The organism is Acidovorax sp. WCS2018Noco2-16, assembly GCF_031843945.1.
Taxonomy (GTDB): Bacteria; Pseudomonadota; Gammaproteobacteria; order Burkholderiales; family Burkholderiaceae_C; genus Paracidovorax.
In genome coordinates this window covers 1-26,977 of sequence record NZ_JAVTJJ010000011.1, presented here as the reverse complement: position 1 = coordinate 26,977, position 26,977 = coordinate 1, and the positions used below count along the sequence as shown (strand labels likewise).

Here is a 26,977-nt window from a genome sequence, read left to right as displayed (position 1 = left end):
ATGCGCCCTACCCACCCTCTCCTTTTGTCTGTGGCCGTGTTCCTCCCGGCATTTGTTGCGGCTGGTGAAGTCGAAAGCTACTGTGCACTAACAGCCGCACAGGGCCAGGTGCAGTCCGCTCAACTGTCCGCGCCTGAAGCTTTTGCCAGCCTGGGCGATCCTGCCACCGACAAGCGCAACATGGTGCTGGGCGTGCGCAAGAGCTTCAGCCGCGCACGGCAAGGTCGGCGGGTGACCGAGCTAGCCGAAGCCCAATGCGCTGCCTATCGTTCGCAACAGCGGCTTGGATTGCGCCTGGCGAGCCTTGAGTTGGTCACGGAACAGCGCGGAATAACGCACTTGATTCCTCCCCTGAAGGGCGCGCTGGCGGCAGCTGAATCCCAGTTGCGCCAAGAACGCCTGCTGCTGGCTCGTCGGCAGGCCACGCTGCAAGACGTTCACACCGCTTTCGACACGCGCGACCGCCTACAGGAAAAGCTGGCGCGTGCGGAGCAGCGGCAGAGTTACCTGTCCGTCCATGCCCCCGTGGAAGAAGCACCGCTGCTGCCCGATGCCGAGCGAGCCATCGCAGACCAGGCACGGGTGACCGAATTGGGAGCCTTGCTACAGGCCGACGCAGGCTGGGACGTGAGCGTTGCGGTGGGCATGCGGCGGGGCCTGTCAGACGGCGCGCAATCCGCGTTTGCCAGCGTGGCTCTGTCGCGCAGCTTCGGCGAAGGGGCGTCGCGCGCTTCTGCGCAACAAACCGGCACTCTGGCCGCACGCTGGCTGGCCGAGCAGCAGGAAGGCCCGCTACAGAAGCTGCAGCGGACCCGCGACGCGGTAGCCGGCGCCTATGCAGCCGGGCGCGTCATTCACGACGGCCTGTTGCGGCGGCGCGGCGCGCTACGCGAAACCCTGACCACCGTGGAAGGCAGTGACACGGCCACCGCGGCACGGCTGGCACGGGGCCTGCGGGTGGAGCTTTTGTCCACCGACGCCGAGTTGGCGGAGTCCGTGGCGCGGCAGGACTACCTAGTCTCGTGGCTTGCGTTGAATGGAGGGCAGCAGTGAGCCGTATCGTGGTCGTGGGTTTGGGGTACGTCGGTGCACCCTTGGCCATTGCACTCGCACAGCACTTCACCGTCACCGGCTACGACATTGATGAGAGCCGTGTGGGCCAGTTGAGCACGGGCTGCGATCGCACAGGCGAAGTCCGCGCCGACATGCTGGCGAGCAGCACGGTGCGATGGACCATACAGGCTGAGTGCATTGCCGAGGCGGACATCGTGATCGTCACGGTGCCCACGCCCATCGACGAGTTTCGCGTTCCAGATCTGGGGGCGGTGCGAAAGGCGACCCAAACGATCGGACACTGGATCCAACCTGGCACCACCGTGGTCTATGAAAGCACGGTATATCCGGGCGTCACTGAAGACGTCTGCGTTCCCCTGCTGGCCCAAGTTTCAGGTTTGACCTATCCCCGCGACTTCCATGTCGGATATTCACCCGAACGCATCAATCCCGGCGACCGAAAAAATACGCTGACCACCACTACCAAGGTCGTGGCAGCCGACCGGCCCGAGGTGCTTCAACGACTCGTAGGTATCTACGGGCGAATCACTCAGGTGTACTCGGCGGAATCCATCAAAGTGGCCGAGGCTGCCAAAGTGCTGGAAAACACACAGCGCGACATCAATATCGCGTTGATGAATGAACTCAGCCAGATCTTTTGCCGACTTGGAATCGATACCCACGATGTCCTCGCGGCAGCCCGCAGCAAGTGGAACTTCCTGGACTTCCGGCCGGGTTTGGTGGGCGGGCATTGCATCTCGGTGGATCCCTACTATCTGACACACAAAGCCGCGTCGCACGGCATCGTGGCTGACTTCATCCTGTCAGCCCGGCAGGTGAACGAGAGCATGGCGGCCTTCATCACGGACCAGTTGATACAGCGCATGGTGCAGCAGCGTTTGTTGCACAGCGCCGCAGTGGTCACCCTGTTAGGTGTGACCTTCAAGGAAAACGTGCGGGACGTCCGCAACTCGGGCGTGGTAGCCATCTACCGACGCCTGAAGGAATTCGGCATCCATGTCCAAGTCATTGACCCGCTGGCAGACATGGAATCACTGCACGCAGAGCAAAGCCTGCAGTTGACGCCGTTGTTTGAGGCACAACCCGCGGATGCCATCGTGCTGGCGGTGGCGCATGCGCCGTTCCGCGAGCAAGGTTGGCAATTGATGCAGCGGCTGGCTCGCCCGGGACAGCCCGTTGTGATCGCCGACGTGCAAGCGGTGCTGCCGCGTTGCGGCAAGCCCGAGCACATGCATCACTGGCGTCTCTGATGATCCTACCGCTCCGGCATGTCGAAAAGCACATTCGGACACATCGCTTTTCTGCGGCGCGACAACACAGCACGACACCTTGACAGAGGCGCTGCACGATGCAGTCTCCAGCCCTGAAGAAGGGCGCGTCAAAGGAGATTTAGATGCTTCGTTTCATGCATGCCGCCGCCGTCGTTCTGACCTCGCTCGTCGCAGTGGGAGCAGCCCACGCAGCCACCAGCGCCACCGTCGTGATTCAGGCGGGAGTTCCCCAACATCAACGTGGTCTGCACGGATGGGTACCCGTGCAATACGGCCCCCCGCCCGCGCCCCGATACGAGGCCGCACCTCCTCCACGGCGGGGCATGGTGTGGGCTGAAGGCCACTGGGTGCGCCGCGGCCACCGCGACGCATGGGTGCCCGGCCAATGGATTCAGGCACGGCCCGGCTATTTTTACCGGCAACCCCACTGGGATCAACGGGGCGACCGCTGGAACATGCAGCGCGGCGGCTGGGACCGCGATCGCGACGGCGTGCCCAACAGGCAAGACCGCCGCCCGGATAATCCGTACCGACATTGAGAACGACCGAGGACGGGGGCGGCGCATGCATTCTCCGCGTCGCCAGCCCAGCCCCGGGCTAGGTCACTCCAGGCGCAGCTCCGCGTGGCCGACCCCGGGGAAGTCGGCGACCACCACGTCTCCCTGCATGACCATGGGCGTGCCGGTCCAGGAACCCGTGGTGACCCAGTGCCCGGCGCGAAGCCCTCCGAGGTTGCGCGCCCCTTCATTGGCCAGCCACACCAGTAACCGCAGCGGTTCGCCAGAGGGGTTGCCGCCAGCTTCGTGTGATACCACCGTGCCGCCATTGACCTCCAGGCGCACCGGCTGGCGCATTACATCGACGGGGCGGCATTCATCGAGCCCGGAGCCCACCACCAGCGCGCCGTGGCAGGCTTGGTCCGCCAAGCGGCTCCACACGCTCTGACCGCCCCAAGTAGCAAACCGGGTATCGCAGACCTCAATGCCGGCATGGGCCGGGCCAAAGGCTATCCGAACCTCGTCCAGCGTATAAGGATCGTCACGCGCAGGAAGGTCGGCAAGGCACTGGAAGACCAGTTCCGCCTCTACGCCCATCACCAGGAAATCGGCGGCAGGCAGGCGCACCACAGTGCCGACATGCACGCTGTCCAGCGTCAGCGCGGCGCGTGCAGGCTCGGCGTCGGGGGACAGCGCGCCGACCTTCCAGCCGGCGATGGGTCCTCGTGCCTCAACGACCCGATCTTGCACGGCATAGGCCTGCGCAGCATTTCCAGGTCGCAGCGATGCAGGAAGCTCGGCGGGCCGGGGACCAGCGCCTAAGCGGGAATGGGTCAGCAGATCGGCAGCAGGCTGGGGATTGAAATCAGAAGATTGCGACATCGAAGTATCCATGGGCAACGTATTGGGATTGGGCGCGCCGACGGCCCGGCAACGCAAATTATGGGAGCCTGAAGGAACACGCATGGCATGAACCGCACCGGTGCACGCCATATGCATATAGCGCGCGGCGCATGTGCACTTCACCACAATCTCGCGCTCATTCCCTCTCCAACGACGCGACGCGTTTCCGGAAACCTGCCATGTCAATTCTCTTCCCCTACGGCCGCCGCGCCCTGCCGTTGCTCGCTTCCACGCTGGCCTGCGCTGCCGCCCTGTCGGCCAGCGTTCATGCCTACGCCGACACCACACACTGGCCCCAGCACCCTGTCACGCTGATCATGGGCTTTCCCGCGGGCTCGGGCGTAGACGTGGTGGCTCGCGCACTGCAGGAGCCGCTGTCGCACAAACTCGGCCAGCCGGTCATCATCGATTACAAGTCCGGCGCTGCTGGCAACATCGCCAGCGAATACGTTGCCCGCGCCAAGCCAGATGGCTACACCCTCTCCTTCGGCACCGCCGCCACGCACGGCAGCAACGCGGCGCTGTACAAGAAGCTGCCCTTCGACGTGGAGGCCGATTTCGCGCCGGTGGCACCGGTGTTGGACGTATCCAATGTGCTGACCGTCAACCCCGACGTCATCGACGCGAAGACGCTCAAGGAATTTGTGGAGTTGGTGAAAGCCCACCCGGGCAAGTACAACTACGCCTCCACCGGCAACGGCGCGGGCACGCACATGGCATTTGCCGAATTCAATTCGCGCCTGGGCCTGAACATGGTGCACGTGCCCTACAAGGGCGGGCCGGAGGCCATCGCGTCAGTGGTGCGCGGCGAGACCTGCTGCATCATGAACCAGGTGCAGACCGTACTGCCGCACTACAAGGCCGGCAAGGTGCGCCTGCTGGGCATCACCACCGCCAAGCCGGTGGCGGCCGTCAAGGAAGTGCCGACCATCGCCTCCAGCGGCCTGCCAGGCACCAGGGGTTTCGACAGCTCGATCTGGTTCGGCATCTTCGCGCCCAAGGGCACCGACGCGGCCATCGTGCTCAAGCTCAACACCGCGATCAAGGAAGTGCTGGAGCAGCCCGAAGTGCGCGAGCGCTTCGAGTCGCAGGGCAATGCGATCCGTGTCGAAACGCCCGAGCAGTTCCGCCAGACCGTGCATGCCGACCGCAACAAATGGGCCCAGGTCGTCAAGAACGCGAAAATCAGCATTGACTAGATAAGGGCCCCCCCCTGAGCGACTGCGCCGCTCCCCCCTTCTCTCGTGGCGCTGCGCGCCTCGGGAATCGGGGCACCCCCAGCGGCCTGGCAAAGCCAGTTCCGCGGGGGTTGCTGGTCTAGCCCGCGCCGGTTTCAAGTTCCGTGAGCACAGCGCTTTCCGCCCTCCGCACCCACTGGCTACTGCATCGACCCTTTTCATGACCCCTTCTTCTCCTACGGATACAGCCGGCATCGCGGCCCTTGAACAACGCCTGCAGCATGACCTGCTGACCCTGAACTGGCGCGCCAAACCCTGGCTGCCGCAGCGCTCGCACGCGGGCAAGCCCGTCGTCGACGTGCTTGTCATCGGGGCCGGCCAGGCGGGCCTAGCGGCCAGCATGGCGCTGGCGCAACAGGGCATTGCCGCCGTGCTGCTGGACCGTGCACCGCTCGACCAAGAAGGCCCCTGGGCCACCACCGCGCGCATGGAAACACTGCGTTCGCCCAAAGAGCTGACCGGGCCCGCGCTGGGCCTGCCATCGCTCACCTTCCGCGCGTGGTTCGAGGCCCAGTTCGGCGCTGCCGCCTGGGCTGCTCTCGACAAGATCCCGCGCCTGCAGTGGATGGACTATTTGCGCTGGTATCGCCGCGTAACGCGGGCCGACGTTCGCAACGGCCATGCCGTCACTGCGGTGCGCCCGCGCAGTGATGGCCTGGTGGAAGTGGATGTGCAGGCACAGGGCAGCACGACGACCTGGTTCGCCCGCCGCGTGGTGCTGGCCACGGGCCGCGACGGCCTGGGCGGGCCGCAGATTCCCGCCTTCATGCAGGGCGTGCACCGCAGCCGTTGGGCGCATTCGTCCGACGCGCTGAACTACGAGCAATTGCGCAACCTGCGCGTGGGCGTCGTAGGTGCGGGTTCGTCCGCCATGGACAGCGCCGCCACCGCACTCGAATGCGGCGCAGCCAGCGTCGACCTGCTGGTGCGCCGCACCGACCTGCCGCGCATCAACAAATCGAAGGGCTCAGGCGTGCCCGGCCTGACGCACGGCCACCATGCGCTGCCGGCCGAATGGAAATGGCGCATTCGACACTACATCAACACCACGCAGGTGCCGCCGCCGCACGGCAGCACGTTGCGCGTGTCGCGCCACGCTAATGCCTTCTTTCACCTGGGCTGCCCGGTGCAGCGAGTGGACGATTTGGGCAGCGAACTACGCGTGACCACTCCGCGCGGCGTTTTTGCACTCGACTTCCTGATCGTCTCCACCGGCTTTGCCATTGACTGGGCACAAAAGCCCGAATATGCGCCGTTCGCACCCCACGTGCGCACGTGGGGCGAACGCTTCCAGCCGCCCGCCGGCGACGAAGACCAGGAACTGACCGACTCTCCGGACCTGGGGGCGGTGTTCGAATTCCGCGAGAAAACGCCCGGCGCCTGCCCCGGCCTGGATCGCATCCATTGCTTTTGCTACCCGGCAGCGCTGTCGCACGGCACGGTGTCAGGTGACATTCCCGCCATCAGCGATGGCGCGCGGCGCCTGGCCACCGGCCTGGCGGGTTTGTTCTACAGCGAAGATGTGGAGCACCACTTCAACGTGCTGCAGGCCTATGCCGAGCCCGAACTGCTGGGCGACGAATGGACGCCCGCAGACACCTCCCTGCGCGTTCTGCCCAACTGAATTCCTGAACGCATCCTTGAACGAATCCTTCCCATGACCGCCATCACCACGCACGACACCATCGACCAGATCGCCGGCCTCTCGCCCGGCAGTGCGGCCCACGCCGTGCGCCATCAGCGGGGCAAGGTCGCCACCGCCACGCAGGGCTGCGAAGACGCGCTGCTCGGCCCCGACCTGCCCGGTGGCCTCACACAGGCCGAGCGCCTGGCCGTGGCCCACGATATCGCCAGAGTCAGCGGCCTGCCTGCGCTGGCCGCGCACTACCGAGCTGCACTGGAGCCCCTGCGCCCCACACCCGCGTTGCAGGCGCTCATCGAGACGCCCGACGCCGCCATCGCCGACACGCGCCTGCAGGCCATCGTCCACTTCGCGCGCACGCTCGCCACACAGCCGGCGCAGAGCGACCAGGCCGCCCTGCTGGCGCTGCCGGCTGCGGGCCTGTCCGTGCCCGACACGGTGCTGCTGGCGCAGTTGATCGGCTTCGTCACCTACCAGTTGCGCCTGGTGGCTGGCGTGGCCGCATTGTCGCAATTGGGTGATGCCGGCACCGCGCCCGCATTGACAGCAACGCCCGTGCAAGCGGCCGACGCCGCGCCCTTCGTGCACCCCGCCAACCTGCCCGCCCCCGGCGAGCCGCTGCGGCTGAACGGCTACACCAGCGAGACACTGGACTGGAAAAGCTGGCTGCCCGTGCTCGACGTGGCATCGGCCAGCGAAGAGCAGAACGCCGTGCTCGACCTGTCGCACCCGAAGGCCCGCACGTCCGACTTCTACCTGCTGCTGGCGCACCAGCCGCGCGTGCTGTCGGAGCGCTCGCAGGCCTTCAACGCCATCATGTACGCGCCAGGCGGGCTGGCACGCGCCGATCGCGAAGTGGCGGCCACGGTGGTTTCGCGCGTCAACGGTTGCGTGTACTGCGCGTCGGTGCATGCCCAGCGCTTCGAGCAGCTCGCCAAGCGCAACGACGTGATGGCGCAGATCTTCACCGACCCCGACACCGCCGGCACCAACGCCCGTGAACGTGCCATCGGCCAGGCCAGCGCGGCCCTGACGCGCGCGCCGGGCACTTTCAGCGCGCAGCACCTGCAGCCGCTACGGGGTGCCGGCCTGTCAGACCTGGAGATCCTCGACGCACTGCATGCCGCCGCCCTGTTCGCCTGGGCCAACCGGCTGATGCTGAATCTGGGCGAAGCGGTGTTTCCCAGCCCGCAGTGATGCAGCGCTGAAGCCGCACTGACGCGCCGCCGCTACGCCGCACTGTTGTGCGCGGCGCGCCTTCGCGGTTACCATGCCACCCGCAGGAGAGCGAACGGCCACGCACAGCGGGCCGCTCCACCGAAGGCGCAAACTCCCATACACGCTCAGGTTCCGTACTGCACCATTATCAAAGCCGTCTGGAGAGCCGCCATGCAAGCCATGGCGCACCGAAGGAGCAAACCCCGCGCCATGTTGGCGCAGGGTGAATCTCTCAGGTACCAAGGACAGGGGGAGCGGCAGCTGGGCTCACGTACGCCTGCTGCACGCTATAAATTCAATAGCTGCCCGCGCCCGTATTCCCAGCGCTTGAACCCTCAAAGGCTTCAACATGCGCGTGATCGTTCTCGGCGCCGGCTTGCTCGGCACCACCTCCGCTTATTTCCTGCAACAGCTCGGCCACGACGTGACCGTGATCGACCGCCAGGCCGCGCCCGGCGCGGAAACCAGCTTCGCCAACGGCGGGCAGATCTCGGTCAGCCACGCCGAGCCCTGGGCCAACCCCAGCGCGCCGCTGAAGGTGCTGCAATGGCTGGGCCGCGAAGATGCGCCTTTGCTGTTTCGCCTGCGGGGCGACATGCGCCAGTGGCTCTGGGGATTGCAGTTCTTGCGCGAATGCACGCCGGCGCGCACGCGCCACAACATCGAGCAGATCGTGAGCCTGGGCACGTACAGCCGCGAGACACTGCAGCAGCTGCGCCGCGACACGAACATCCAGTACGACCAGCGCACGCAGGGCATCCTGCACTTCTACACCAGCCAGAAAGAATTCGAAGGCGCCCTGGCACCCGCCGAGCAGATGCGTGCCTTGGGCTGCGAGCGCCGCGTGGTCAGCGCCGACGAGGCCGTGCGGCTGGAGCCCGCCCTCGCTCACATGCGCCCGCAGCTAGCCGGCGCCACCTACACGGCTGAAGACGAATCGGGCGACGCCAACACCTTCACGCGCGAACTGGCACGGCTGGCGGAGGCGGCAGGCGTTCAATTCCGCCTGGGCTGCCACATCACCGCGCTGCGCACGGTCGGTGGCGCCATCGATCATGTGGAGATCACCAACGCCGACGGCCGCTTCGAGCGCGTGCGCGCCGACGCCTACGTGATGGCCATGGGTTCGTTCAGCCCGCTGCTGGCCGAGCCGCTGGGCATTCGGCTGCCGATCTACCCTGCCAAGGGCTATTCGGTGACCATGCCGGTGCGCGACGCTGCAGCGGCCTACGAGGTGAGCCTGACGGACGACGAATACAAGCTGGTCTTCTCGCGCTACACCAGCGAGCGCGGCGACAGGTTGCGCATCGCCGGCACGGCCGAGCTGAACGGCTACGGGCGCGACTTGAACCCCGTGCGCTACGACGCCATCGTGCGCCGCGTGGAGCAGCTCTTTCCTGGCGCGGGCGATGCCGCCCAGGCCCAGTTCTGGACCGGCCTGCGCCCGGCCACGCCGAGCAACGTGCCGCTGATCGGCAAGACGAAGATCGGCAACCTGTTCTTGAACACGGGCCACGGCACGCTGGGCTGGACGCATGCGTGCGGCTCGGGCAAGTCGATCGCGCGCATCGTGAGCGGGCTGGCGCCGGAGCTGGACTTCGCTTTCGCCGGCATGCCGCCGGCACCTGCGCCGCAATGGCAGCCGGCGTAAGGCCCACGTATTTTTGCTATTAATTTAATAGCATTTAGCGCTTATTGGATAAGCGCTAGAGCCCTATTTCATTCAAAACCGAGATGAAGAGGATCGATCAGTGGATCGCTTCGTCGATGAACACTGTGAGCACGCCGGTGTAGCCGTACAGCCGGTGGTGCGCGATCTCGCCTGCGGCGAAGAAGCCCACCAGCGGCACGTCGCCCAGCGCGTGCCGCACGATCTGTAGCTCCGCGCTCGGGCCGCCAAAGTGCGGCCCGCCGCGCCCTGAACAGCTGACGTAGATGGCGCCCAGAATCTGCCGCTGCGGGTCTTGCCGTTGCAGCCCGCCGTCTATGGCCGATGCCTGCGCCAGCGCGTCTTCGTCCTGCGTTTCGGGCGACAGCTCTTCGCGGATTTCGGCACACACGCGCATCAGGTCGGCGCGCGCCGCATTCACGTTGCGCTGGCAGAACGCCAGCCGCATGCCGGGCTCCACCCGGTCGGCCAGGGCCACGCCGCGCCGCGTGGCGTCCAGCCCAACGATGTGGCGCACCCGCACGTCGGTGCCGAAGTGCCCGGTGCGGCCCAGCGGCTGCGTGCCCTCATCCACCAGCCCGGCCAGCGTGGCACGCACGGTGCGCAGGGCGGGTTGCGGATCGCCGTCGAGCGAGATGTTCAGCGTGTCCAGCAGCGCATCAAGCGCGGGCTCATGGTTCAACTCCAGCGCCACGTTGTCGTGCGCCGCCGTCACCGTCATCAACGGCCCGATGGGCTGGCAGCCTTGCGTAACGCGCGAGAGCAGCGGCACGCCAGCGCCAAAGGCCACGCCCGACAGTCCGCCGTCGAACACGCCGCCGGCAGCGCCCTGGCCGGCGATGTTGCCGTTGCCGCCCACGGCGAACTGCACGCTCGGGCCCCGGCTGGCCACCAGGCCGCCGAAGAGATAGCCGGTGGCCGTGCGGTCTGCCACCTCGTTGATCAGCTCGGCCAGCTCGGGCGTGCCGCCGTCGGCATGCACCAGCGCCGTATGTGCCTCAAAGCCGCCCGTGGCCGCACCACTGTGCGCCAGCGGCGCCACGCCGGAGAACACGCGGTATTGGTCTGCGGGCAGATCCAGCAGCATCACCGACAGCGCCGGCTCGTCGAAGTATTCGGCGTTGTTGGCAGCCACGCCCACGCCCACGGTGCCGCTCCAGTCGGTCACCTCGGGCAGTTCGGCGGAAAGAAAGTCGAGCAGTTCAACCGCATCGCCCGCGTAATGGTCGGTGATGTAGAGCAGGCCCAGCGCGGGCGCAGAGGCGTATTGCGGCAAAGCCATCTGCGCACGCAGTTGCGCCAGCACCAGCGCGGTGGCCATTCGCCATTGCGGATGGGTGGCGTGCCCGTGGGGAAAGAGTGGCATGGTTTGAAGTCCGGGGATGGCGGGCAGATCGCGGAAGGGTGAGCCGCCCTGTCCCTATAAGCGCGCCGCTGATCCAGGCGCGGCACATGAAGGCGAGTCGATGAAGCGATGACAACGCGCGGACGCTGCCGCGCGCGTCAGCAGGCAACGCGTCAGCGTGCAGGCCGGGTGCGCGCGGCGCGCGAAGGAGTGGGCTTCTTGGCAGGGGTTTTTGCTGCAGCCTTCGCCGGTGTCTTTGCTGCGCTTTTCTTTGCGGCGGTCTTTGCGGCCACCTTCGGTGCAGCCTTCTTGGCCGGAGCCTTGGCCGCGCTCGGCTTCTTGGGCGCGGCGGCCGAAGCGGTCTTGCGGGTCACGTCCTGCACGCCTTGCAGCCCTTGCGCAGCCAGTTGCGACGCCACGCCTGTCGCCGTCTTCACGGCTTCAGCGGCCATGTCGCGGGTGGCGTCCAGCGCGCTCTGGTGCTGTGCGACGTCTTTCAGCGCATGCGTGGCGATCTGCTGGAACTGCGTGCTCAAGGCTGTCCACCATTGCATCGGGTCGACCACGCCCGCCGCTGCGCCAGCGGCGCTCGATGCACCGGCGCCGGCCTCGTCCGCAGGGCCAGCGTTCGGGTCTTCATCGCTGCCGTGGTCGTCCTGGTCATCCGGCGCCGGCCCGGGTTCAGGCGCGGCAGCGCGGGAAGCGGGTGGCGCAGCGGTGAAGAAAGATGAAGCAGAGGTAGCAGACGCAGCCGGTGCATCCGCTGCGGCCTGTGGCTTGGGCGTGAACGCATTGGCCAGGTCGCCCATGGCCACGTTCATGCCTTTGAGCGTGGCTAGCGTCATCTTCTGCACTTCCAGCGCCTGCACGGTGGCCGTGAGCGCGCGCGAATTCTGGTCCAGCCAGAACTGCACGGCCTTCAATTCCTCGATGCGCTTTTCCAGCTCTTCTTCGTTGACGGTGGGCGCCACCCAGCTCGACATGCCGGGCATCGCGGGCACGCCAGCGGTCGAATTCTTCGCCAGGTTTTGCAGGAAGTCGAACCCCGGAACGAAGCGTCCGAAGCCAAAGGGAGAGTTGTCGCTCATGGTCATTCCTTCGCAGGATGTTGTCTCGGTTGGTGGCGCGGGGCACGGCCTGCTGCGCCCGCGTGCCAGCAGCTTAACGCCAACACTCAAGCCCTCCAAACGTGTGCACCCGCTTGCTGCAGCGGCCCAAAAGCACGTCGCCATGCGGGTTTCAGGCCCATTTGGCCCGCGCGCGCCGCACCACGCCGAGCAAACGCCCTAGAATCCGCCGACCAGCCTCGCTGGAATGTCGTGTTCACTTCCATCAAGAGATAAATCAACACCATGGCAACTGCAAAGAAAACCACCGCGCCTGCAAAGAAGGCCGCTGCTCCTGTGGCCAAGAAGGCTGCAGCTCCCGTAGCAAAGAAGGCCGCCGCTCCGGCCGCCAAGAAGGCCGCAGCGCCTGTGGCCAAAAAGGCCGCAGCACCTGCAGCCAAGAAGGCTGCCGTGCCTGCGAAGAAGGCTGCCGCCCCGGCCAAGAAGGCTGCTGCAGCGCCCGCTGCCAAGGCTGTGCCCGCTGCGTTGAAGCCCGTGAAGGACGCCTTCAACAAGACGTCGCTGGTGGCTCACTTGGCTGCACAAGCTGGCGTGGAACCCAAGGCTGTCAAGGCTGTGCTGACCGCACTGGAAGGCGCCATCCTGGGCTCCGTGCACAAGAAGGGCTCCGGCGAGTTCACGCTGCCCGGCCTGCTGAAGATCGGCCTGCAACAAGTGCCAGCCAAGAAGAAGCGCTTCGGCAAGGACCCATTCACGGGCCAGGAACGCTGGTTCCCCGCCAAGCCTTCGGCCGTCAAGATCAAGACCCGTGCGCTGAAGAAGCTCAAGGACGCGACGATCTGATCGCCTGCTGCTGACGCCGTCTTCGCGCGGCTTGGCAGCACGTGAGCTCAGAAAGCAGAAAGCCGGCTCACGCCGGCTTTCTGCTTTCTGAGCGCCAGGCGGGGGCGTCAGGCCTGCAAGTACAGCGCCGCCAGCCGCTCGCGCTGCGCGGGTCCCACGCCCAGTCCCTGCGCCAGGTAGCGGTCGAGCCCGCCGTGGTCGCGCTCGACCGCTTCGAGCGCGGCGTGCAGAAAGTCTTCCTGCACGCGCCACAGCACGTTGAGCACGGCCTCCGGCGCCGCGCTGGCAAAGTGCGCGGGCCGCTGGTAGAGCCCGTTGGTGAGCAGGTAGTCGTCCATCACCACATGGCGCGGCACGCCCAGCGCCAGCAAGATGAGCGCCGCCGCAAAACCGGTGCGGTCCTTGCCCGCAGTGCAGTGAAAGACCAGCGGTGCGTCGCTCTCCAGCAGGTGTTCGAACAGCGCGGCAAACTGCGGGGCGTTGTCGGAAACGAAGGCACGGTAGGTGTCCTGCATCAAGTCGACCGCGATGGCCGGCGTCAGTTCATGTCCCGCTATTGCCATGTCCTTGGCGCGCTGCACCACCGTGGGCTCGATGGACAGGGCGTGATAGGCGACGTCGGGCATCGCATAGGCGAGCGATGCGCGTTCGGCCGCACCGCGAAAGTCGATCACGCGCGCCAGATGCAGGCCGGCGAGCACCTGTGCGTCCTGCGGCGTCAGCGACGCCAGGTGGTCGGAGCGAAACAGCCGGCGCCAGCGCACGCTGCGGCCGTCTTGCGTGGCGTAGCCGCCCAGGTCACGGAAATTGGTGGCGCCCGACAAGGGCAGAGATCTTGAAAACTCTTGCATGCAGGCACTTTAGCGAAAGCGGGTGCGCCGTCCAATCACCTGGGCGCCAGCGTCCGGCCATGCGGGCCACATGCGCCATCGCCCTACAGCCGCCGCTGCAGGGCGCCTCGACACTGGCACGCGCTGAACTTTTTTCTTCCAAGACATCAGGCCGATGCCCACTGCCCAGACCGCACAGCCCCTGGGGGCGCCCTCCTCTTCGCCGACCCATTCCGACGCATCCCCCGCGTCACCGTACCGGTGGCAGTTCTTCCGCGCGGGCGGGGTGGACCAGGTCATCATCCGCACGGGCCAGGACATCGCGCACTTGCCCGCGCTGGACCAGAAGCTGTGGGTGGCACTGGCCTGCCCTACGCGCGGCATCGAATTCGACACTCGCACGCTGGACCTGATCGACACCGACAGGGACGCCCGCATCCGCCCGCCCGAGCTGTTGGCCGCCTGCGCGTGGGCCTGCAGCGTGCTGGCCGACCCAGAAGATCTGGCACATGCCGGCGACACGCTGCAACTGAAGGCGCTGTCCACCCATACCGACGAGGGTGCGGCGCTGCACGCACAGGCGGTGCGCATACTGGCCCTCGCGGGCCGGCCCGAAGCCGACACGCTGTCGCTGGCCGACGTGCTGGACCGCAGCGCCCACCTGAGCGCACAGCGCTTCAACGGCGACGGCGTCGTCAGCCCCGAGACCGCGCAGGACGACGCGCTGGCCCGCCAGACCCTGCGCTGGATGATGCAGACGCACGGCACCGTGCCGGCGGTGGACGACGAGCCCGACGGTGTGAACCGCAAGCTGGCCGAGGCCTTTTTCGCCGACGTCGCAAAGCTGCGCGCCTGGCACGAGGCCGCCCGCCAGGCCACCGCCGACCTGCCGCTGGGCGAGCGCACCATGGCTGCCACCCAGGCGGTCAACAAAGTGCGCCACAAGGTCGAGGATTTCTTTGCCCGCAGCCGCCTGGCGGCCTACGACATGCGCGCTGCCGCAGCGCTAAACCCCACGCAGCAGGAATACGCCGCGCTGGCCTCGGGCCACGATCTGGCGCTGTCGTCCGAGGCCATTGCCGCGCTGCCGATCGCGCCCGTTTCTGCCGTGGGTCTGCACGGCGTGCTGCCGCTGACGCGGGGCGTGAACCCGGCCTGGGCTGCCGCGCTGGCCGCTCTGCGCGCCAAGGCCGTGCAGCCCCTGCTGGGCGATGACATCGACAGCCTGACCGAAGCGCAGTGGCAGCAGTTGAAAGACGCCGTCTCGCCGTGCCAGGAACGGCTGGCCGCCAAACCCGTCACCGCGCTGGCGCCCATTGAGGGCGAAGCGCTGTTCGAGCAAGTGCTGCAGGGCGACGCCGAGCAGCGCGTGATGGCGCTCATCGCGCAGGACGAGGCCGAGCAGGCGCACAACGACGCCACGCTGGGGCTGGAGAAGCTGCTGCGCTTCAAGCGCGACCTGATGGTGCTGCTGAACAACTTCGTGTCGTTCTCGGCGTTCTACCAGCGGCACGGCGCCATCTTCCAGGCCGGCACGCTGTACCTGGACGCGCGCAGCTGCGAGCTGACCGTGCAGGTGCCCGACGCCGCCGCGCATGCCAAGCTGGCCGGCCTGGCCAAGACCTACCTGGCTTACTGCCACTGCACGCGCCAGGGCAAGAAGGGGCCCGAAAAGATGACCGTGGTGGCCGCCTTCACGGCGGGCGACGTGGACTTTCTTTTCGTGGGCCGCAACGGCGTTTTCTACGACCGCCAGGGCCGCGATTGGGACGCCACCATCACCAAGGTCATCGAGAACCCCACCAGCATCGGGCAGGCGTTTTTCTCGCCGTACAAGAAGTTTCTGCGCGCGATCGAGGAACAGGTGGCCAAGCGCGCCGCCGCCAGCGATTCGCTGGTGCAGAAGTCGCTGGGCGCCAAAGCCAGCAATCTGGCCAACACCCCTCTGAACGCCAGCGCGGCGGCCGCCGCACCAGTGGCCGAGCCCGCCATGCGGCGCACGGACGTGGGCACGGTCGCCGCCATCGGCGTGGCGCTGGGCAGCATCAGCGCCGTGCTGGTCGGCGTATTCGCCAAGTTTGTCGACCTGGGGCCGTGGATTCCGCTGGCGCTGGGCGGCATCGTGCTGGCCATCTCCGGCCCCAGCATGCTGATCGCCTGGCTGAAGCTGCGCCAGCGCAGCCTGGGGCCCATCCTGGACGCAAGCGGCTGGGCCATCAACGGACGCATGCGCATCAATACGCGGCTGGGCGGCGCGCTGTCGCAGACGGCGCATGTGCCGCCCAACGCCAGGCGCCTGCTGGACGACGCATTCGCCGACTCGCCCCGGCGGGGCTGGATGGTTGCGGCCGGGCTGGCCGCATTGGGCGCCGGGGCGTTTGCGGTGTGGCGGACGATCAGCTTTTAGTGCGGGCTGAACCCGCCAAGCCCTCTGTCGCCTACACCAGCAAATGCTATTATTTTTATAGCTACCAGCGCTTATGCAGCAAGCGCTAGAGGCTTATTTGACTTAAATAATGGTTTGGTAGCTGCAAGGCATGCACACCCACCGGGGGCGTCAGCGTGTGCTCTTGAGCTTGCAGGCTGCCTGCACGATCTTGTGCAAGGCATCGCCGGGGATGTCCTTGAACCGCATGGGCGCTTCGTTGCTGGCATAGACCTCACGGGCAGACACATCGCCTTGCCACGCAGGCTGCTGGTAGTAGGTGCCTGACTGGTACCAGCCCTCCCGCTGTGCGCAATCGATCAGGGCCGTGCCCCTGTACGAGCGGTAGCGATGGCCCTGAAAGCTGGTGCGCATCTCGCTGCGCGACACCCGCAGGCGCACGACGGGCATCCCGTTGACCTCGCCCGAGGTTGGGTCTACCTCGATCAGATCGGTGTTTTCCACCTGAGGAAACCCGTGTACGGTCAGCCATTCCGCCGCCCCGGCAGGCAGACCGAATGCCAACGCGAACACACCAAGAAAGACGACACGGCGCTGCATGCGTAAGCCCCAGCCAAGTGGACAAAATGGAGTGATTGTGGAACATTCGCCACCACCCGGGCGACGCACCACGGCGGATCATATTCGGGCTGCCGCTCGGCTGCGGCGCCAGTCAGCCGCTGTGTGGCGCGTGCGCTGCAGCTGCACGCAGGGCAGCCATATCAGTGTCACAAAGATGAACCTGGGCTGCACGCTCCAGCGCATAGGCCGAGAGCTTCGCACTTGCCGCCGCCAGCCCGGGGTGCAACCCAGCCACCGAGTGCAGGGCCCGCTGCAGCGCCACGCCGACCTCCACGGAGCCCGCCGCATAGCGCGCCAGCGGATCGAAGACGTCTTCCACCATGCCGGCATGGCGCAGCGCAGGCGCGGTCACGCGGTCGAAGGTCACGGCCGCATCGGTGGCGGCATCTGCTTGCGCCCTGCTCTGGTGAGCCCAGTAGCCCAGCGTGCGCACGGCCGTCGCCATCACGCTCAAAGCGGTGCCCGGGTCGTTAATGGAAGCAGACATCGCCCGGGCGGCGACCTCGCCCATCACCACGAAGCCGAAACGCGGATCGTGGTCGAACGTGCGGCTGTCGCCGATCAGCACGGCGCCCTGGATGGCCTGCCGTGCTGCTTCGTCCAGCGGCGCATCGCTGGTGACGATGACCGTGTTGGGTGCCACGAAAGCGCCTGGCAAGACGTGCAGGTGCAGCCGCCCCTGCGCGGCCTGCGCCTGCAGCAGATCCATCGACACGTGCTGCACGAAGCCGGTGTGGTCGCTGCGCACTGCATGCGCGCCACGCTCACCGGGCTGCTGCCGCTGGCCGCCCAGAAAGGGCTTTTCCAGCCGCTGGTCGATGGCCTTGCGGGTGACCCTCTCCAGCCGGTTGATCGTCTCGCCCAGACGGCCGAGCACCGACAGATAGTCGATCCAGCGCAGCAGCACGATCACCACCACCAGCAAAATCAGCAGCGTGAAACCGAACAGCACCAGCCGCCCGCCGTCGCCGTACACATGCGCGTGCAGGCCGACCAGTGCGATCACGCTGTAGAGAAACGCGCCGATGAACACGGCCAGCGTGTTCTGCACGGTGGAGTCTTCAATCAACAACTGCGAGGCGCGCGGCGTGGCGCTGTTGGCCACGGCGGCGAACGAGGCCACCATGGTGCTGGCCGAGAAGATGGACACCGTGAGCATGCTGGAGGCCAGGATGTTCAGCAGGCTCTCCAGCGCGTCGGACCCCAAGTTCAGCGCGATACCGGTGGGAATGTAGGGGCCGGCCCACGTGGACAGCGTCACGGCGGCGAACGCCAGCACGGCGAAGAGCGAACACCGCACCCAGGTCTTGCGCACCAGGCGCTGCAGTATGAAAACCAGCTTCTCGGACATGGCGAGAACTATCGCCCAGGCCAGCGGCCATTCGGCTCACCGCCGCCGCGTGCGCGTGTAGGCCGGCGCCGCTGCTCTGGCGCGGGTTTACTTCATCACCAGCCCGCCATCGACGAACAGCACCTGGCCGGTCATGAAGCTGCTCCAGTCCGAGGCGAGAAACAGCACCGGGCCGGCGATGTCTTCAGGCCGCGCGATGCGCCGCAGCGGAGTGACTGCCGTGAGCGTTTCGCGGAACGCTTCGGGCGTCGACTGGCTGGCCTGCGTCGGGTAGACCAGCCCCGGAGCCACGCAGTTCACACGAATGCCCAGCGGCCCCATCTCGGCCGCCAGGTTGCGGCTGAAGGCCACCAGCGAGGCCTTGGCCGTGGTGTAGTCGTGATAAGGCACCACCGGGTTGTCGACCAAGTTGGTGGTGATGTTGACGATGCTGCCCCGCGCCTGCTGGCGCATGTGCGGCAGCACTGCGCGGCACACATGGAACGCGCTGCCCACCGCGCCGTCGAACTGCGCCTGGTAGTCGCTCCACTCCAGGTCATCAAACAGCGTGCGGCGGCGCGGGTCGAACGCATAGGGCCGAAAGGCGTTGTTCACCACCACGTCGATGCGGCCCACCTCCATCACGATGGCGTCGACCATCGCGCGGACTGCAGATGCGTCGCCCACGTCGGCCTTGATGGCCCAAGCATCGCCGCCGGCAGCGCGGCAGGCCGTCACCGTCTCGGCCGCGGCGGCGTCATTCGACAGGTGGTTGACGACGACGGTGGCGCCTTCTTGCGCAAACGCCTGGGCGATGGCCGCGCCGATGCCCCGGCTGGCACCGGTCACCAGAACGACCTGGCCTTTGAACTTCATATGCGGGCTTTCATGCGGCGGGCAGCAGGCTGGCATCGACCACGTCCGCCACGCGAATCGGGCGCTGCACCAGGCCCAGCGCGTGATACGCGTCGGCGCCCTTTTGCAGCGAGGCGAGGTTGAAGGTGCCTAGCGCCTGTACCGCCGTGGCGGGCAGCGATGCCGCATTGCGCAGGCGGATGACTTCCAGGTTGATGTCTGGCTGGGTGCCGTCAATGGCGTACTTGCCGGCCAAGGCGGCGGCCTCTTCGGGCTGGCCGATCATCCAGGCGGCGCTGTCGCGGTAGCCCTTCAAAAAGGCGCGCAGCAGGGCCTTCTTCTGCTGCAACACCTCTTGCCGCACGACAAACAGGTCGCTGGACACGTTCAGGTAATCGCGCACCTGCATCACGTTGACGTCGCCAATGCCCTTGCGCCGCCCCACGGCCAGGCCAGTGTCGGTGGCGGCGGTGGCATCGACCTGGCCTTGCAGCAGCGGGGCGAAGTTGAGCAGGCCGGTCACCACGATGGTCACGTCCGACTCCTTCAGGCCAGCCTGGTGCAGCATCACCAGCAGGTTCTGCCGCGTGCCGCTGGAGAGGCTGTACACGCCGATGCGCTTGCCCTTCAGATCCGCCGGCGTGCGGATGTTGGCGGACTTGAGCGATACCACGTTGAACACGTTCTGCGGATAGATGTCGTAGAGCGCGATGAGCTTTTCGCCCTTGTCCAGCGCCATGAAGAACGAGCCCGGATCGGTGAACGCCACGTCGCCCTGGCCGCTGAGCGTGTTGCGAATGGCGTCGCCGCCGCCCGCGCCGGGCAGGTAGGCCAGTTCCACGCCCTGGGCTTTGAAAAAGCCCTTTTCAGGCTCGACCAGCAGGTTGGTGATTTCGCTGATGGGCTTGCTCCAGCCCGCCACGTTGATCTTGCCGCGCGTCTGCGGCTGCGCTTGCGCCGGTCCGGTGATGTGGGCGGAAGCCAGCGCAGCGGATGTGGCGAGCAGCGCCCGGCGCGAGAAGGTTCGATGAGAAGGCATGGTCGTCAAGGCTGTTGGAGAAGCGTCAGGAAATGTCGGTGTAAGGTCGCAGCAGCAGCCGTTCGAGGAGCAGTGTGGCTTGGTACAGCAGCAGCCCGATCACGGCGATGAGCAGCAAAGCGGCGAACATCAGGGCGGTATCCATCATTCCCTGGGACGCGATGATCACCGCGCCCAGGCCACGGCTAGCGCCGACGAATTCACCCACCACCGCGCCCACCAGCGCCAGCACCACGGCCATGCGCAGGCCCGCCAGAATGGTCGGCAAGGCCACAGGAATCTTCAGCCGCACCAGCGTCTGCCACCGCGTGGCGCCCAGCATGCGAAACAGCTGCAGGCGCTGCGGGTCGGCCTGCTTGAGGCCTGTCAACGTGTTTTCCATCAGCGGAAAGAAACAGATCAGCCCGGTGATCAGCGAGATCGACGTGATGCCGAATCCGAACCACAGCACAAACAGCGGCGCCAGCGCCAGCTTGGGGACGACCTGGCTGACCACCACGTAGGGCCGGAACACGCGCTCCAGCAAGGTCGATTCGGCCAGCGCCATACCGACCAGCAGCCCGAAGACCCCGCCGCCCACGAGTCCCAGCCCCAAGGCCGACAGTGTGGCGGCCATATGCGGCAGAAAGTAGCCGCTGCGCAGCCCCGCCCACAGCGATGCTGCCACGACGGACGGCGCGGGCAGCACCAGCGCCGACAGGCCCGACTGGCGCGCCATCCACTCCCAGGCCGCCGCCAGCATCAGCAGCAGCGCCATGCCCAGCACGCGAGGGAACCAGAGAGACGCCTTCGTCATGCGCGGGCCTTGTCCATGCTGGCGCGCACTCGCGCGCACTGGCGGTTGAAAGGGCCGTCGTGCCGGATGGCCTGGGTGCGCGGCGCAGGCAGGTCGATGGCGATGTCATCGACCACACGCCCGCCTTGCATCACCGCGATGCGGTCGCCCAGGTAAACGGCCTCGGTGATGTCGTGGGTGACGAACAGCACGGTGGCGCCACGCTGCCGGCAGGTGCGCAGCAGGTCGTCCTGCAACTCGGCGCGGGTGATGGCGTCGAGCGCGGCGAAGGGTTCGTCGAGCAGCAGCAAGGGCGGATCCAGTATCAGAGCGCGCGCCAGCGCCACCCGGCTTTGCTGGCCGCCGGAGAGCTGGCGCGGGTAGCGCCGCGCATGGTTGGCCAGCCCCAACTGAGCCAGCAGCGCCTGCGCACGGTCTTGGTCCTGCGCAGTCGGGCGGCGCTGCAAGGAAACAGGCAGCAGCACGTTGTCGATGACGTGGTGCCAGTCGAGCAGCGTGGGCGACTGGAACATGAAGCCGAGCTGGGGGCCGGGCGCCAGAACATCCTGGCCCTGCATGCGCACGGCGCCCGACTGCGGGTGCAGCAGGCCGGCGGCCAACTTGAGCAGCGTGGTCTTGCCACAACCGCTGCGGCCGATCAGGCAGTGCACTTCGCCTGCGCCGATACGCCAGCTGACGCCGTTCACCACAGCGGGCTGGCCGGGGTAGGCGAAAACGGCCCGGTCGATGTCGAGGAAGGCCGGTTCGATGGGCATATCGGCCTGCATGGCAAGCGGCACGTCAATCGGCATAGGGGGCAAACGGCTCGGCCGCACTTTCTGCAGACTGCTCGATCTCCACCATGCGCACCAAGTCGAGCAGGTTGAACCGGCCGTCGTGGTGCCACCCGGCCTCGGGCGTGCTCATAGATCCGATGGCGCTGATGCGGGTGACGCCCGCAGCGCCCAGCAAGGACGCCAGGCGGTACAGCTCCTCGGGCGCGGCGGCAACGCCGGCGGTTTGCAGAAACTGCTGGTGCGCAGCGACGACGGGCAGGACGTCATCCAGCGTGTCGACACCCACCACCTGGATGGTGCGCTGCAGTGCTGTGGGCGACAGCGGCTGAAGCGCGTCGCTGTACGCCACGCTCCATGCGTCCGTGGGCGTGCCGATGAGCTGCGGCGCTTGGCCGGTGCCTGGTGCGGCCGACAGCGCCTGCCATTCGAGGGCCTGGCGCCAGTGCGCCACGGCAGCGGAATCATCCACCTCCAGCGGTCGCCGAGGAAACCGGCGGTGCAACTGGGCGAGCTCGCCCGCCAGGTAGTCGGCAAACCCACGGGGTGACACCGCGCCGCCACGCTGCACGTAGAACACGTGTGGCGAGTAGCAACCCTGCTGGTCGTAGCGCATCACGTCCCACGCGGCCAGGCGCGCCAGGGGCGGCGCCTTCAAGGTATCAAGCGCTGCTGCACTGACCATGCCGAAGCCGAGCTTGTGCCCGTGCGGCAAGAAGCGCGTGGTGACGGGCAGCCGGCGCCGAATGGCGTCTAGCGCATCGTTGCCGCCGTAGGCGAGCACCGCGTCGGCCTGGGCATAGAGGGCCGATGCATCGTCGCCACCCGCGCCCTTCCACCACACCACCGCAAAACAGTCGGCGATGGGCGGGTGCACCTCGGCCAGCAAGTGTGCGAACCAGCCGGCGAAGAGCGGCTCGGCACTGGGCAGCTTGCCGATGTTGCCGGCCTTGACGAGCAGGCCGCACACAAAACTCCAGAGCGCCAGCGCAGGCACATTGCCGGCCCAGCTGTGCACCAGCAGATCCGGCCCAAAGGCCTGCACCGCGCCGCCCTTTGCCGTGGGCTGAAAGTTGTCGAGCAACTGCGGGTTGGCGAAGTCTTCGGCCACGAAGCGATGCAGCTGCGCCGAGCGAAAGGTCTTGAAGAACCCGGTCAGCCCCAGCCGCACCATCTCGCGGTCATAGCCGCTCACGGTGGGCAGCAGGGCTTCGGCCTGCTGCCGGTAGGGGTCGCTGCGGTCGAGCAGCCGGGCGATGGCGCGGTCGATGACGTCGATGATCTGCGGCACCGTCATGGTCTTCAGGTGCAGCGCGCTGGCCTGCCGCACGCGGGCCGCCAGTTGGTTCATCTGCGTTGCAGACAGCACGGGTACGGACACCTCAAGCGATGTGTTGTGGTGCTCGCCGCTCTTCTCGAACGTGAGCACCTGCCAATCGACATCGCCCGGGTCGATGCCCGGCAGGTAGCCCGCCTGCACCTGCTGAATCGGCTTCATGCAGCGGTGGCCCGCACGAACTCCTCTACCGCCAGCGAACATCCCTTGGCCTGGGCGCCTTCAGCACGGCCCACCAGCAAAAAGCCGCCGCCCGCCGCCAGGCCCACGTCTTCCGTCAGGATGGTGGTGACGGAATTGAAATTGGCCAGGTCGCAATGCACGAGGATGCCGCGCTCGCCCGTGGGCACGCTGCGGCCCGTGGCCGGGTCTACCAGGCGCGAGCGTATCCAGTGCGGCCCCGACTTGACCGATGGCACCACCGCGTTGCCGTCGTCATAGAACTGCGTGCTCAACTCCGTCATGCCATACATGTTGATGCAGTGGCTGCGCGGCACGCCAAGCGCTTGCGACAGCTCGGCGTAGAACGCGTCGAGCGGCAGTTCGCGCGACTGGCCCTTGTAGCCGCCGGTGTCGAGCAGGCGGCTGCCGGGTGGCAACCGAAACGTGCGGCCCTGCTCGCGCAACGCGTCCATCATGTGCACGAAGCTGTAGCTGGCACCCAGCAGCGCATAGGGCTTGCCGGTTTGCTCAGCCACCTCCAGCGCCCGCCACAGGCCGCTCAAATCAATGCCCTGCTGGTCGACAAAATGCCGGCTGCCCGGGCTGCCGAAAGCAGCCTTGGCCAGCGCCAGGTAATGCGCGAGCGAAGAGTTGGGCATGACGTCTTCGTCCGGAAACAGAATGCCCATCGGCATGCGCTCTGTGCCGCGCATGAAGCGCTGCGCAAAATGACGCGCCATCGACAGGTCGTACACATCGAGCCGGGGGTGAAAGTGCCGCCCCCGCGTGTCGCCACGGGTGGTGCCGCTGGTCATGAAGACGCGTTCGGTGGGCGAAGCCTGCTCGCAGCGTAGTTCCATCGCCTTGAAGGCATCGATGGGCACGGCAGGAATGTCGCTCCAGGCCTGCACGCTGCGCACGGTGGCGCCACGGCGCTGGCAGAAGGTGCGATAGGCCGCGTTGGCGGTGTATTGGTGAGCGAACAACCGCAGCGCGAGCTGATCGAACTGGCTGTCTGTGCAACCCTCTTCCATCGCGATGAATGCGAGGATGTCCGCAACCAGCGGGGCGACCTTGTCCATGAGCTTCCTTCGTGACCGGTGACTGGTGCTCCGAAGGCCACTCGCCCGACCACGCCTTCAAGCGCCAAGCAGCGCCGGTGGTAGCGAGTGAAGCTCTTCTTCCGCCGGCATGACCCGGTTCAAGTTCGCGGGTTTGGATCTCAGCAGGCTGTGCACCCCGGAGCGTTGCGGGCATCTTAACCGGCATAGCAGCCCCAATGATGCAGTGAACCGCCCCGGATTTCTAGGAAGCTCAACACCCCGAGAGGAGTGAGCCATGAACGAATGGTTCAAGCGCGACGGGCAGCCAACGGCATTCAGAAGGCCTCACGACCAGCGAGACCCAGCGGATGAAGGAGCTCGAGCGCGAGGTCAAGGATCTGCACCGGGTCAACGAGTTCCTGAAGCTGGCGGGCTCGTTTTTCGCACAGGCGAAGCTGGGCCTCCGGCCGAAGTCCTGAGGGATTTCATCGACACGCACCGCAACGCCTTAGAGGTCGAGCCGATCCGCAAGGTCTTGCAAGTTGCCCCGTCGGGTTATCGACGCCAGGCGGCGCTGGTGCGCAAGCCGCACGAGCGCTGCGCCAGGGCGCAACGCGACGGCGCCCTCATTCCGGCAAAACAACTCGTCTGGCAGACCAACATGCAGGTCTAAGGCGTCCACAAGGTCAGGCGGCAGCTAGCACGCAGGGGAACCGCGGTGGCGCGTTGCACGGTCGAACGGCTGATGCAGCGCCTGGAACTGCGAGGTGCAAGGCGCAGCAAGCCGAGCTCGGTGACAGCTTGACTTGTCACTTCGATTGCGGGTTGCAGTATGTCAGCATCCGGTGCACCGAACGGCTTGCAGAGGCTGGCATCGAGCGGTCACTGGGCAGCAAAGGCGGCCGCTATGACAACGCCTTGGCCGAGACGATCAACGGCCTCTGCAAGGCCAAGTTGATCCGTCGCCGGCTTCCGTGGAAGACAAAGAAGGCGGTAAATTTTGCGAGGCTTGAATGGGTGTCTTGGTTCAACCACCAACGGCCGCTCGAACCCATTGGCTATATCCCGCCTACAGAAGCTGAGGCAAACTATTAACGATAACTCGCCAGTCAGGCTATTGCGGTGCAGTCTGGCTGAAACCAAACAGCCTTCATGAAAGCCAGGGCGATTCATGTGAGGAAGAAAGTGAATCCTTCGACAGGGGGCGTCGTTGTCTTACTTTCACGGTCTAAACAGGTCTTGAGCATTGCTCTTCGTCTACATCCGATCAGGAGCAGTCATGACCCTCAAAACCGTCGAAAATCTCTTCATTTACGAGATTTCCGCCACATACAGCGCCGGACGACGCATTACATGTGCCGTGACGGAGGGATTGATTGAAGAGGGTAAAGACCTCGTCAACGAGATTGATAAAAGGCCGATCTTGAATGTCGCATTGATCGGAGCCGCAAAAAAAGTAGAACGCGACGAAACTACTAGCTACACCACGCTTATCGCGCTCGCCTCCAAGCTACGCTACACCGAAGCATTCCCCTCCTTCAGACTTCGCTGCATGAGGCGAAATCGACCGATGAGAAGCTCAGACAGATGGTCCAAGCTGCAGCGATTGATGAGGCCAAGGCTTCTTAATAAGCAATTGACGTGTAGAAAATAGAGGTCATCTACCAACTTCACGGAGCTGCCGGCCCAAGACAACCCTGGAAATTCACCGCCGTAAGCAGATGCGGGGGAATACATGTTGACGGACGCAAGGCAGGCGGATTAAGTCGCAGCAAATCTCATGAAACCAGGTGATCTTCCCAAATGCAGTAAAGCACTGCTATTAGTCGACTTCATCAATCCTCTGGATTTTCCAGAGGCTGAGCAGCTGGCACCATTTGCAGTAGAAGCTGCCCAACGTACGGCGCAACTGAAGAAGGCGGCGCGTGCAGCGCATGTGCCGGTCATTTATGCCAATGATAACTTTGGCAATTGGACGTCCGACTTTCCGAGTCTTTCTAAAAGGCTGGCAACCGGGAAGGGTCCAAGTGCATATATCGCGAAAGCACTGCGCCCCCTTCGTGGTGATATCTCAGTCTTGAAGCCTAGGCACTCCGCGTTTTACGGAACTCCACTTGACATCTTGCTAGAGACTATCGGAGCACGTCATATCATCATTACAGGGCTTGCGACGGATATTTGTGTTCAGCTGACAGCAGGGGACGCCTTCTTGCGAAACTACAAGGTGTCTGTCCCAGAAAACTGTACTGCCGCCGAAACCATCGAAGCGAAATCACGTGCCCTTCAGCACATGAGCGGTGTATTGCGCTGCGACGTTGCACCTGTTCACAACCAAGCTTTCACGTGATTTCTACGTAAAAGAACTGGGAAAGTCTCTAGTACATTGGCCTTAAACACAACGGCATTTGGCATTGTGAATATCTGCAAGTTGCCTGAACGCTGTAGAAAATAGCACTCTTAGTTCGGAGCTTCGAAACACGAAGCAACTCATGTGCAGCAGCCTCTTCACGAACGTTACATTGAGCTCATCACGAACCCACTGTTTTCCGACACGCAGACGGAGAGAACGGTGATGAACGCTGCGCATCCTTAAGCTCTGCTCAAAGATCCTGTCCAACAAGCTATCGCGCGGGAGCTCCTTCACTTGTCGAGCTATGTATCAACGACGTTTTCCCGCAGGGAGCAAAAGCGTAGAGACGGCTGCGACAAGTCGTCACTAGAAAACATATGGCGGTCAATGAACCGCCCCGAACCAATGAGCTGCCACGTCCTTAAGCGTAAAAGTGCGCATCGGCCAAGCAAAAAGCCCCTGGCTCCGTAAAGAACCAAGGGCTTCTGATGATTGGTGGCTGTTTCTGGATAGGTGCCCAGAGAAATCCGCTTTTCTTTCCCGGCTATGCGGTACTTGAGTCGCCACCACTTGCCCCCAGCCGGGGAAATCTCAAGGTAGAGGCCTTTTGCGTCGGCGAGCTTACGGGCTTTGGCCCAGGCTGGGCCTTGCGAATTGCAGTGTCTGTCAAAGGCGCATTGGAGGCAACT

General features: G+C 65.5%; 23 protein-coding genes, 2 pseudogenes, 2 riboswitches and 1 other annotated feature. Of the genes and pseudogenes, 12 read left to right on the top strand and 13 right to left on the bottom strand.

Annotated elements, in window-relative coordinates; translation table 11 throughout:
- The 3 genes from RQI28_RS17265 to RQI28_RS17255 all read left to right on the top strand — a co-directional run bounded on the left by RQI28_RS17265 (position 1) and on the right by RQI28_RS17255 (position 2,884).
- The gene (locus RQI28_RS17265; RefSeq protein ID WP_311223701.1) at positions 1–1,053 is read left to right on the top strand and encodes a hypothetical protein; all 1,053 of its coding nucleotides are present in this window, start codon (positions 1–3) and stop codon (positions 1,051–1,053) included.
- The gene (locus tag RQI28_RS17260) at positions 1,050–2,324 is read left to right on the top strand and encodes a nucleotide sugar dehydrogenase (RefSeq protein ID WP_311223702.1); all 1,275 of its coding nucleotides are present in this window, start codon (positions 1,050–1,052) and stop codon (positions 2,322–2,324) included. The genes RQI28_RS17265 and RQI28_RS17260 overlap by 4 nt, the downstream gene beginning before the upstream one ends.
- Before the next feature lie 143 nt (positions 2,325–2,467).
- Positions 2,468–2,884: a hypothetical protein gene (locus RQI28_RS17255; RefSeq protein ID WP_311223703.1), complete on the top strand. Its 417-nt coding sequence runs from the start codon at positions 2,468–2,470 to the stop codon at positions 2,882–2,884.
- 63 nt (positions 2,885–2,947) lie between these two features.
- Here RQI28_RS17255 and RQI28_RS17250 read toward each other — a convergent pair whose 3' ends face one another.
- Positions 2,948–3,736 carry a 2-keto-4-pentenoate hydratase gene (locus tag RQI28_RS17250; RefSeq protein WP_311230897.1) on the bottom strand — a complete coding sequence of 263 codons (789 nt, stop codon included), beginning with the start codon at positions 3,734–3,736 and terminating at the stop codon, positions 2,948–2,950.
- Between the two features lie 188 nt (positions 3,737–3,924).
- Here RQI28_RS17250 and RQI28_RS17245 point away from each other — a divergent pair, with 188 nt between their 5' ends.
- The 4 genes from RQI28_RS17245 (at position 3,925) to RQI28_RS17230 (ending at position 9,494) form a co-directional block, all read left to right on the top strand.
- A complete protein-coding gene (locus RQI28_RS17245) occupies positions 3,925–4,944 on the top strand; it encodes a tripartite tricarboxylate transporter substrate binding protein (RefSeq protein WP_311223705.1) in 1,020 nt (339 codons plus the stop codon).
- 199 nt (positions 4,945–5,143) lie between these two features.
- Positions 5,144–6,607 (top strand): NAD(P)/FAD-dependent oxidoreductase, encoded by a 1,464-nt coding sequence (locus RQI28_RS17240; RefSeq protein ID WP_311223706.1) that lies wholly within the window; start codon positions 5,144–5,146, stop codon positions 6,605–6,607.
- 33 nt (positions 6,608–6,640) lie between these two features.
- Positions 6,641–7,822 (top strand): peroxidase-related enzyme, encoded by a 1,182-nt coding sequence (locus tag RQI28_RS17235; RefSeq protein ID WP_311223707.1) that lies wholly within the window; start codon positions 6,641–6,643, stop codon positions 7,820–7,822.
- Positions 7,823–7,991: 169 nt separating this feature from the next.
- Positions 7,992–8,102, top strand: a riboswitch (glycine riboswitch).
- Positions 8,103–8,192: 90 nt separating this feature from the next.
- Positions 8,193–9,494, top strand: a complete 1,302-nt coding sequence (locus tag RQI28_RS17230) for a D-amino acid dehydrogenase (protein ID WP_311223708.1) — start codon at positions 8,193–8,195, stop codon at positions 9,492–9,494.
- A gap of 97 nt (positions 9,495–9,591) precedes the next feature.
- Here RQI28_RS17230 and RQI28_RS17225 read toward each other — a convergent pair whose 3' ends face one another.
- Both RQI28_RS17225 and RQI28_RS17220 read right to left on the bottom strand, forming a co-directional pair.
- A complete protein-coding gene (locus tag RQI28_RS17225; RefSeq protein WP_311223709.1) occupies positions 9,592–10,878 on the bottom strand; it encodes an FIST N-terminal domain-containing protein in 1,287 nt (428 codons plus the stop codon).
- A gap of 152 nt (positions 10,879–11,030) precedes the next feature.
- Positions 11,031–11,945 (bottom strand): PhaM family polyhydroxyalkanoate granule multifunctional regulatory protein, encoded by a 915-nt coding sequence (locus tag RQI28_RS17220; protein ID WP_311223710.1) that lies wholly within the window; start codon positions 11,943–11,945, stop codon positions 11,031–11,033.
- A gap of 315 nt (positions 11,946–12,260) precedes the next feature.
- On the opposite strand from RQI28_RS17220, the gene RQI28_RS17215 reads away from it, so the two are divergent.
- Positions 12,261–12,767 (top strand): HU family DNA-binding protein, encoded by a 507-nt coding sequence (locus RQI28_RS17215; protein WP_404976930.1) that lies wholly within the window; start codon positions 12,261–12,263, stop codon positions 12,765–12,767.
- 107 nt (positions 12,768–12,874) lie between these two features.
- On the opposite strand, the gene RQI28_RS17210 is transcribed toward RQI28_RS17215, so the two are convergent.
- A complete protein-coding gene (locus RQI28_RS17210) occupies positions 12,875–13,618 on the bottom strand; it encodes a tyrosine-protein phosphatase (RefSeq protein WP_311223712.1) in 744 nt (247 codons plus the stop codon).
- Between the two features lie 154 nt (positions 13,619–13,772).
- Between RQI28_RS17210 and RQI28_RS17205 the strand changes: the two genes are divergently transcribed.
- Complete coding sequence (locus tag RQI28_RS17205) at positions 13,773–16,004, top strand: hypothetical protein (RefSeq protein WP_311223713.1); 2,232 nt, start codon at positions 13,773–13,775, stop codon at positions 16,002–16,004.
- A 150-nt stretch (positions 16,005–16,154) separates the two neighbouring features.
- On the opposite strand, the gene RQI28_RS17200 is transcribed toward RQI28_RS17205, so the two are convergent.
- From RQI28_RS17200 to RQI28_RS17165, 8 genes are all read right to left on the bottom strand, one after another.
- Positions 16,155–16,583, bottom strand: a complete 429-nt coding sequence (locus RQI28_RS17200; protein WP_311223714.1) for a surface-adhesin E family protein — start codon at positions 16,581–16,583, stop codon at positions 16,155–16,157.
- A 112-nt stretch (positions 16,584–16,695) separates the two neighbouring features.
- Positions 16,696–17,955 carry a DUF2254 domain-containing protein gene (locus RQI28_RS17195; RefSeq protein ID WP_311223715.1) on the bottom strand — a complete coding sequence of 420 codons (1,260 nt, stop codon included), beginning with the start codon at positions 17,953–17,955 and terminating at the stop codon, positions 16,696–16,698.
- An 87-nt stretch (positions 17,956–18,042) separates the two neighbouring features.
- Entirely contained in the window at positions 18,043–18,810 is a 768-nt protein-coding gene (locus RQI28_RS17190) for an SDR family oxidoreductase (protein ID WP_311223716.1), read from the bottom strand.
- Between the two features lie 10 nt (positions 18,811–18,820).
- Entirely contained in the window at positions 18,821–19,828 is a 1,008-nt protein-coding gene (locus RQI28_RS17185) for an ABC transporter substrate-binding protein (RefSeq protein WP_311223717.1), read from the bottom strand.
- Between the two features lie 25 nt (positions 19,829–19,853).
- Positions 19,854–20,585, bottom strand: coding sequence for an ABC transporter permease (locus tag RQI28_RS17180; RefSeq protein WP_404976929.1), 732 nt, complete (start codon positions 20,583–20,585; stop codon positions 19,854–19,856).
- 35 nt (positions 20,586–20,620) lie between these two features.
- Positions 20,621–21,379: an ABC transporter ATP-binding protein gene (locus RQI28_RS17175; protein ID WP_311223719.1), complete on the bottom strand. Its 759-nt coding sequence runs from the start codon at positions 21,377–21,379 to the stop codon at positions 20,621–20,623.
- Between the two features lie 25 nt (positions 21,380–21,404).
- On the bottom strand, positions 21,405–22,895 hold the full coding sequence (locus RQI28_RS17170) for an acyl-CoA reductase (RefSeq protein ID WP_311223720.1): 1,491 nt from the start codon (positions 22,893–22,895) through the stop codon (positions 21,405–21,407).
- The gene (locus tag RQI28_RS17165) at positions 22,892–23,977 is read right to left on the bottom strand and encodes a long-chain fatty acid--CoA ligase (RefSeq protein ID WP_311223721.1); all 1,086 of its coding nucleotides are present in this window, start codon (positions 23,975–23,977) and stop codon (positions 22,892–22,894) included. The genes RQI28_RS17170 and RQI28_RS17165 overlap by 4 nt, the downstream gene beginning before the upstream one ends.
- 79 nt (positions 23,978–24,056) lie before the next feature.
- Positions 24,057–24,147: riboswitch (TPP riboswitch) on the bottom strand.
- A 129-nt stretch (positions 24,148–24,276) separates the two neighbouring features.
- Here RQI28_RS17165 and RQI28_RS17160 point away from each other — a divergent pair.
- From RQI28_RS17160 to RQI28_RS17150, 3 genes and pseudogenes are all read left to right on the top strand, one after another.
- Positions 24,277–25,033, top strand: a pseudogene (locus RQI28_RS17160) (IS3 family transposase); the annotation flags it as partial.
- Positions 24,372–24,488, top strand: a sequence feature (AL1L pseudoknot). It overlaps the preceding pseudogene by 117 nt.
- Positions 25,034–25,217: 184 nt before the next feature.
- A complete protein-coding gene (locus RQI28_RS17155) occupies positions 25,218–25,592 on the top strand; it encodes a DUF892 family protein (protein ID WP_311223722.1) in 375 nt (124 codons plus the stop codon).
- 126 nt (positions 25,593–25,718) lie between these two features.
- Entirely contained in the window at positions 25,719–26,285 is a 567-nt protein-coding gene (locus tag RQI28_RS17150; RefSeq protein ID WP_311223723.1) for an isochorismatase family cysteine hydrolase, read from the top strand.
- 506 nt (positions 26,286–26,791) lie between these two features.
- Here the strand turns inward: RQI28_RS17150 and RQI28_RS17145 are convergent.
- Positions 26,792–26,958 (bottom strand): annotated as a pseudogene (locus RQI28_RS17145) (Arm DNA-binding domain-containing protein); the annotation flags it as partial.
- Positions 26,959–26,977: the final 19 nt, after the last annotated feature.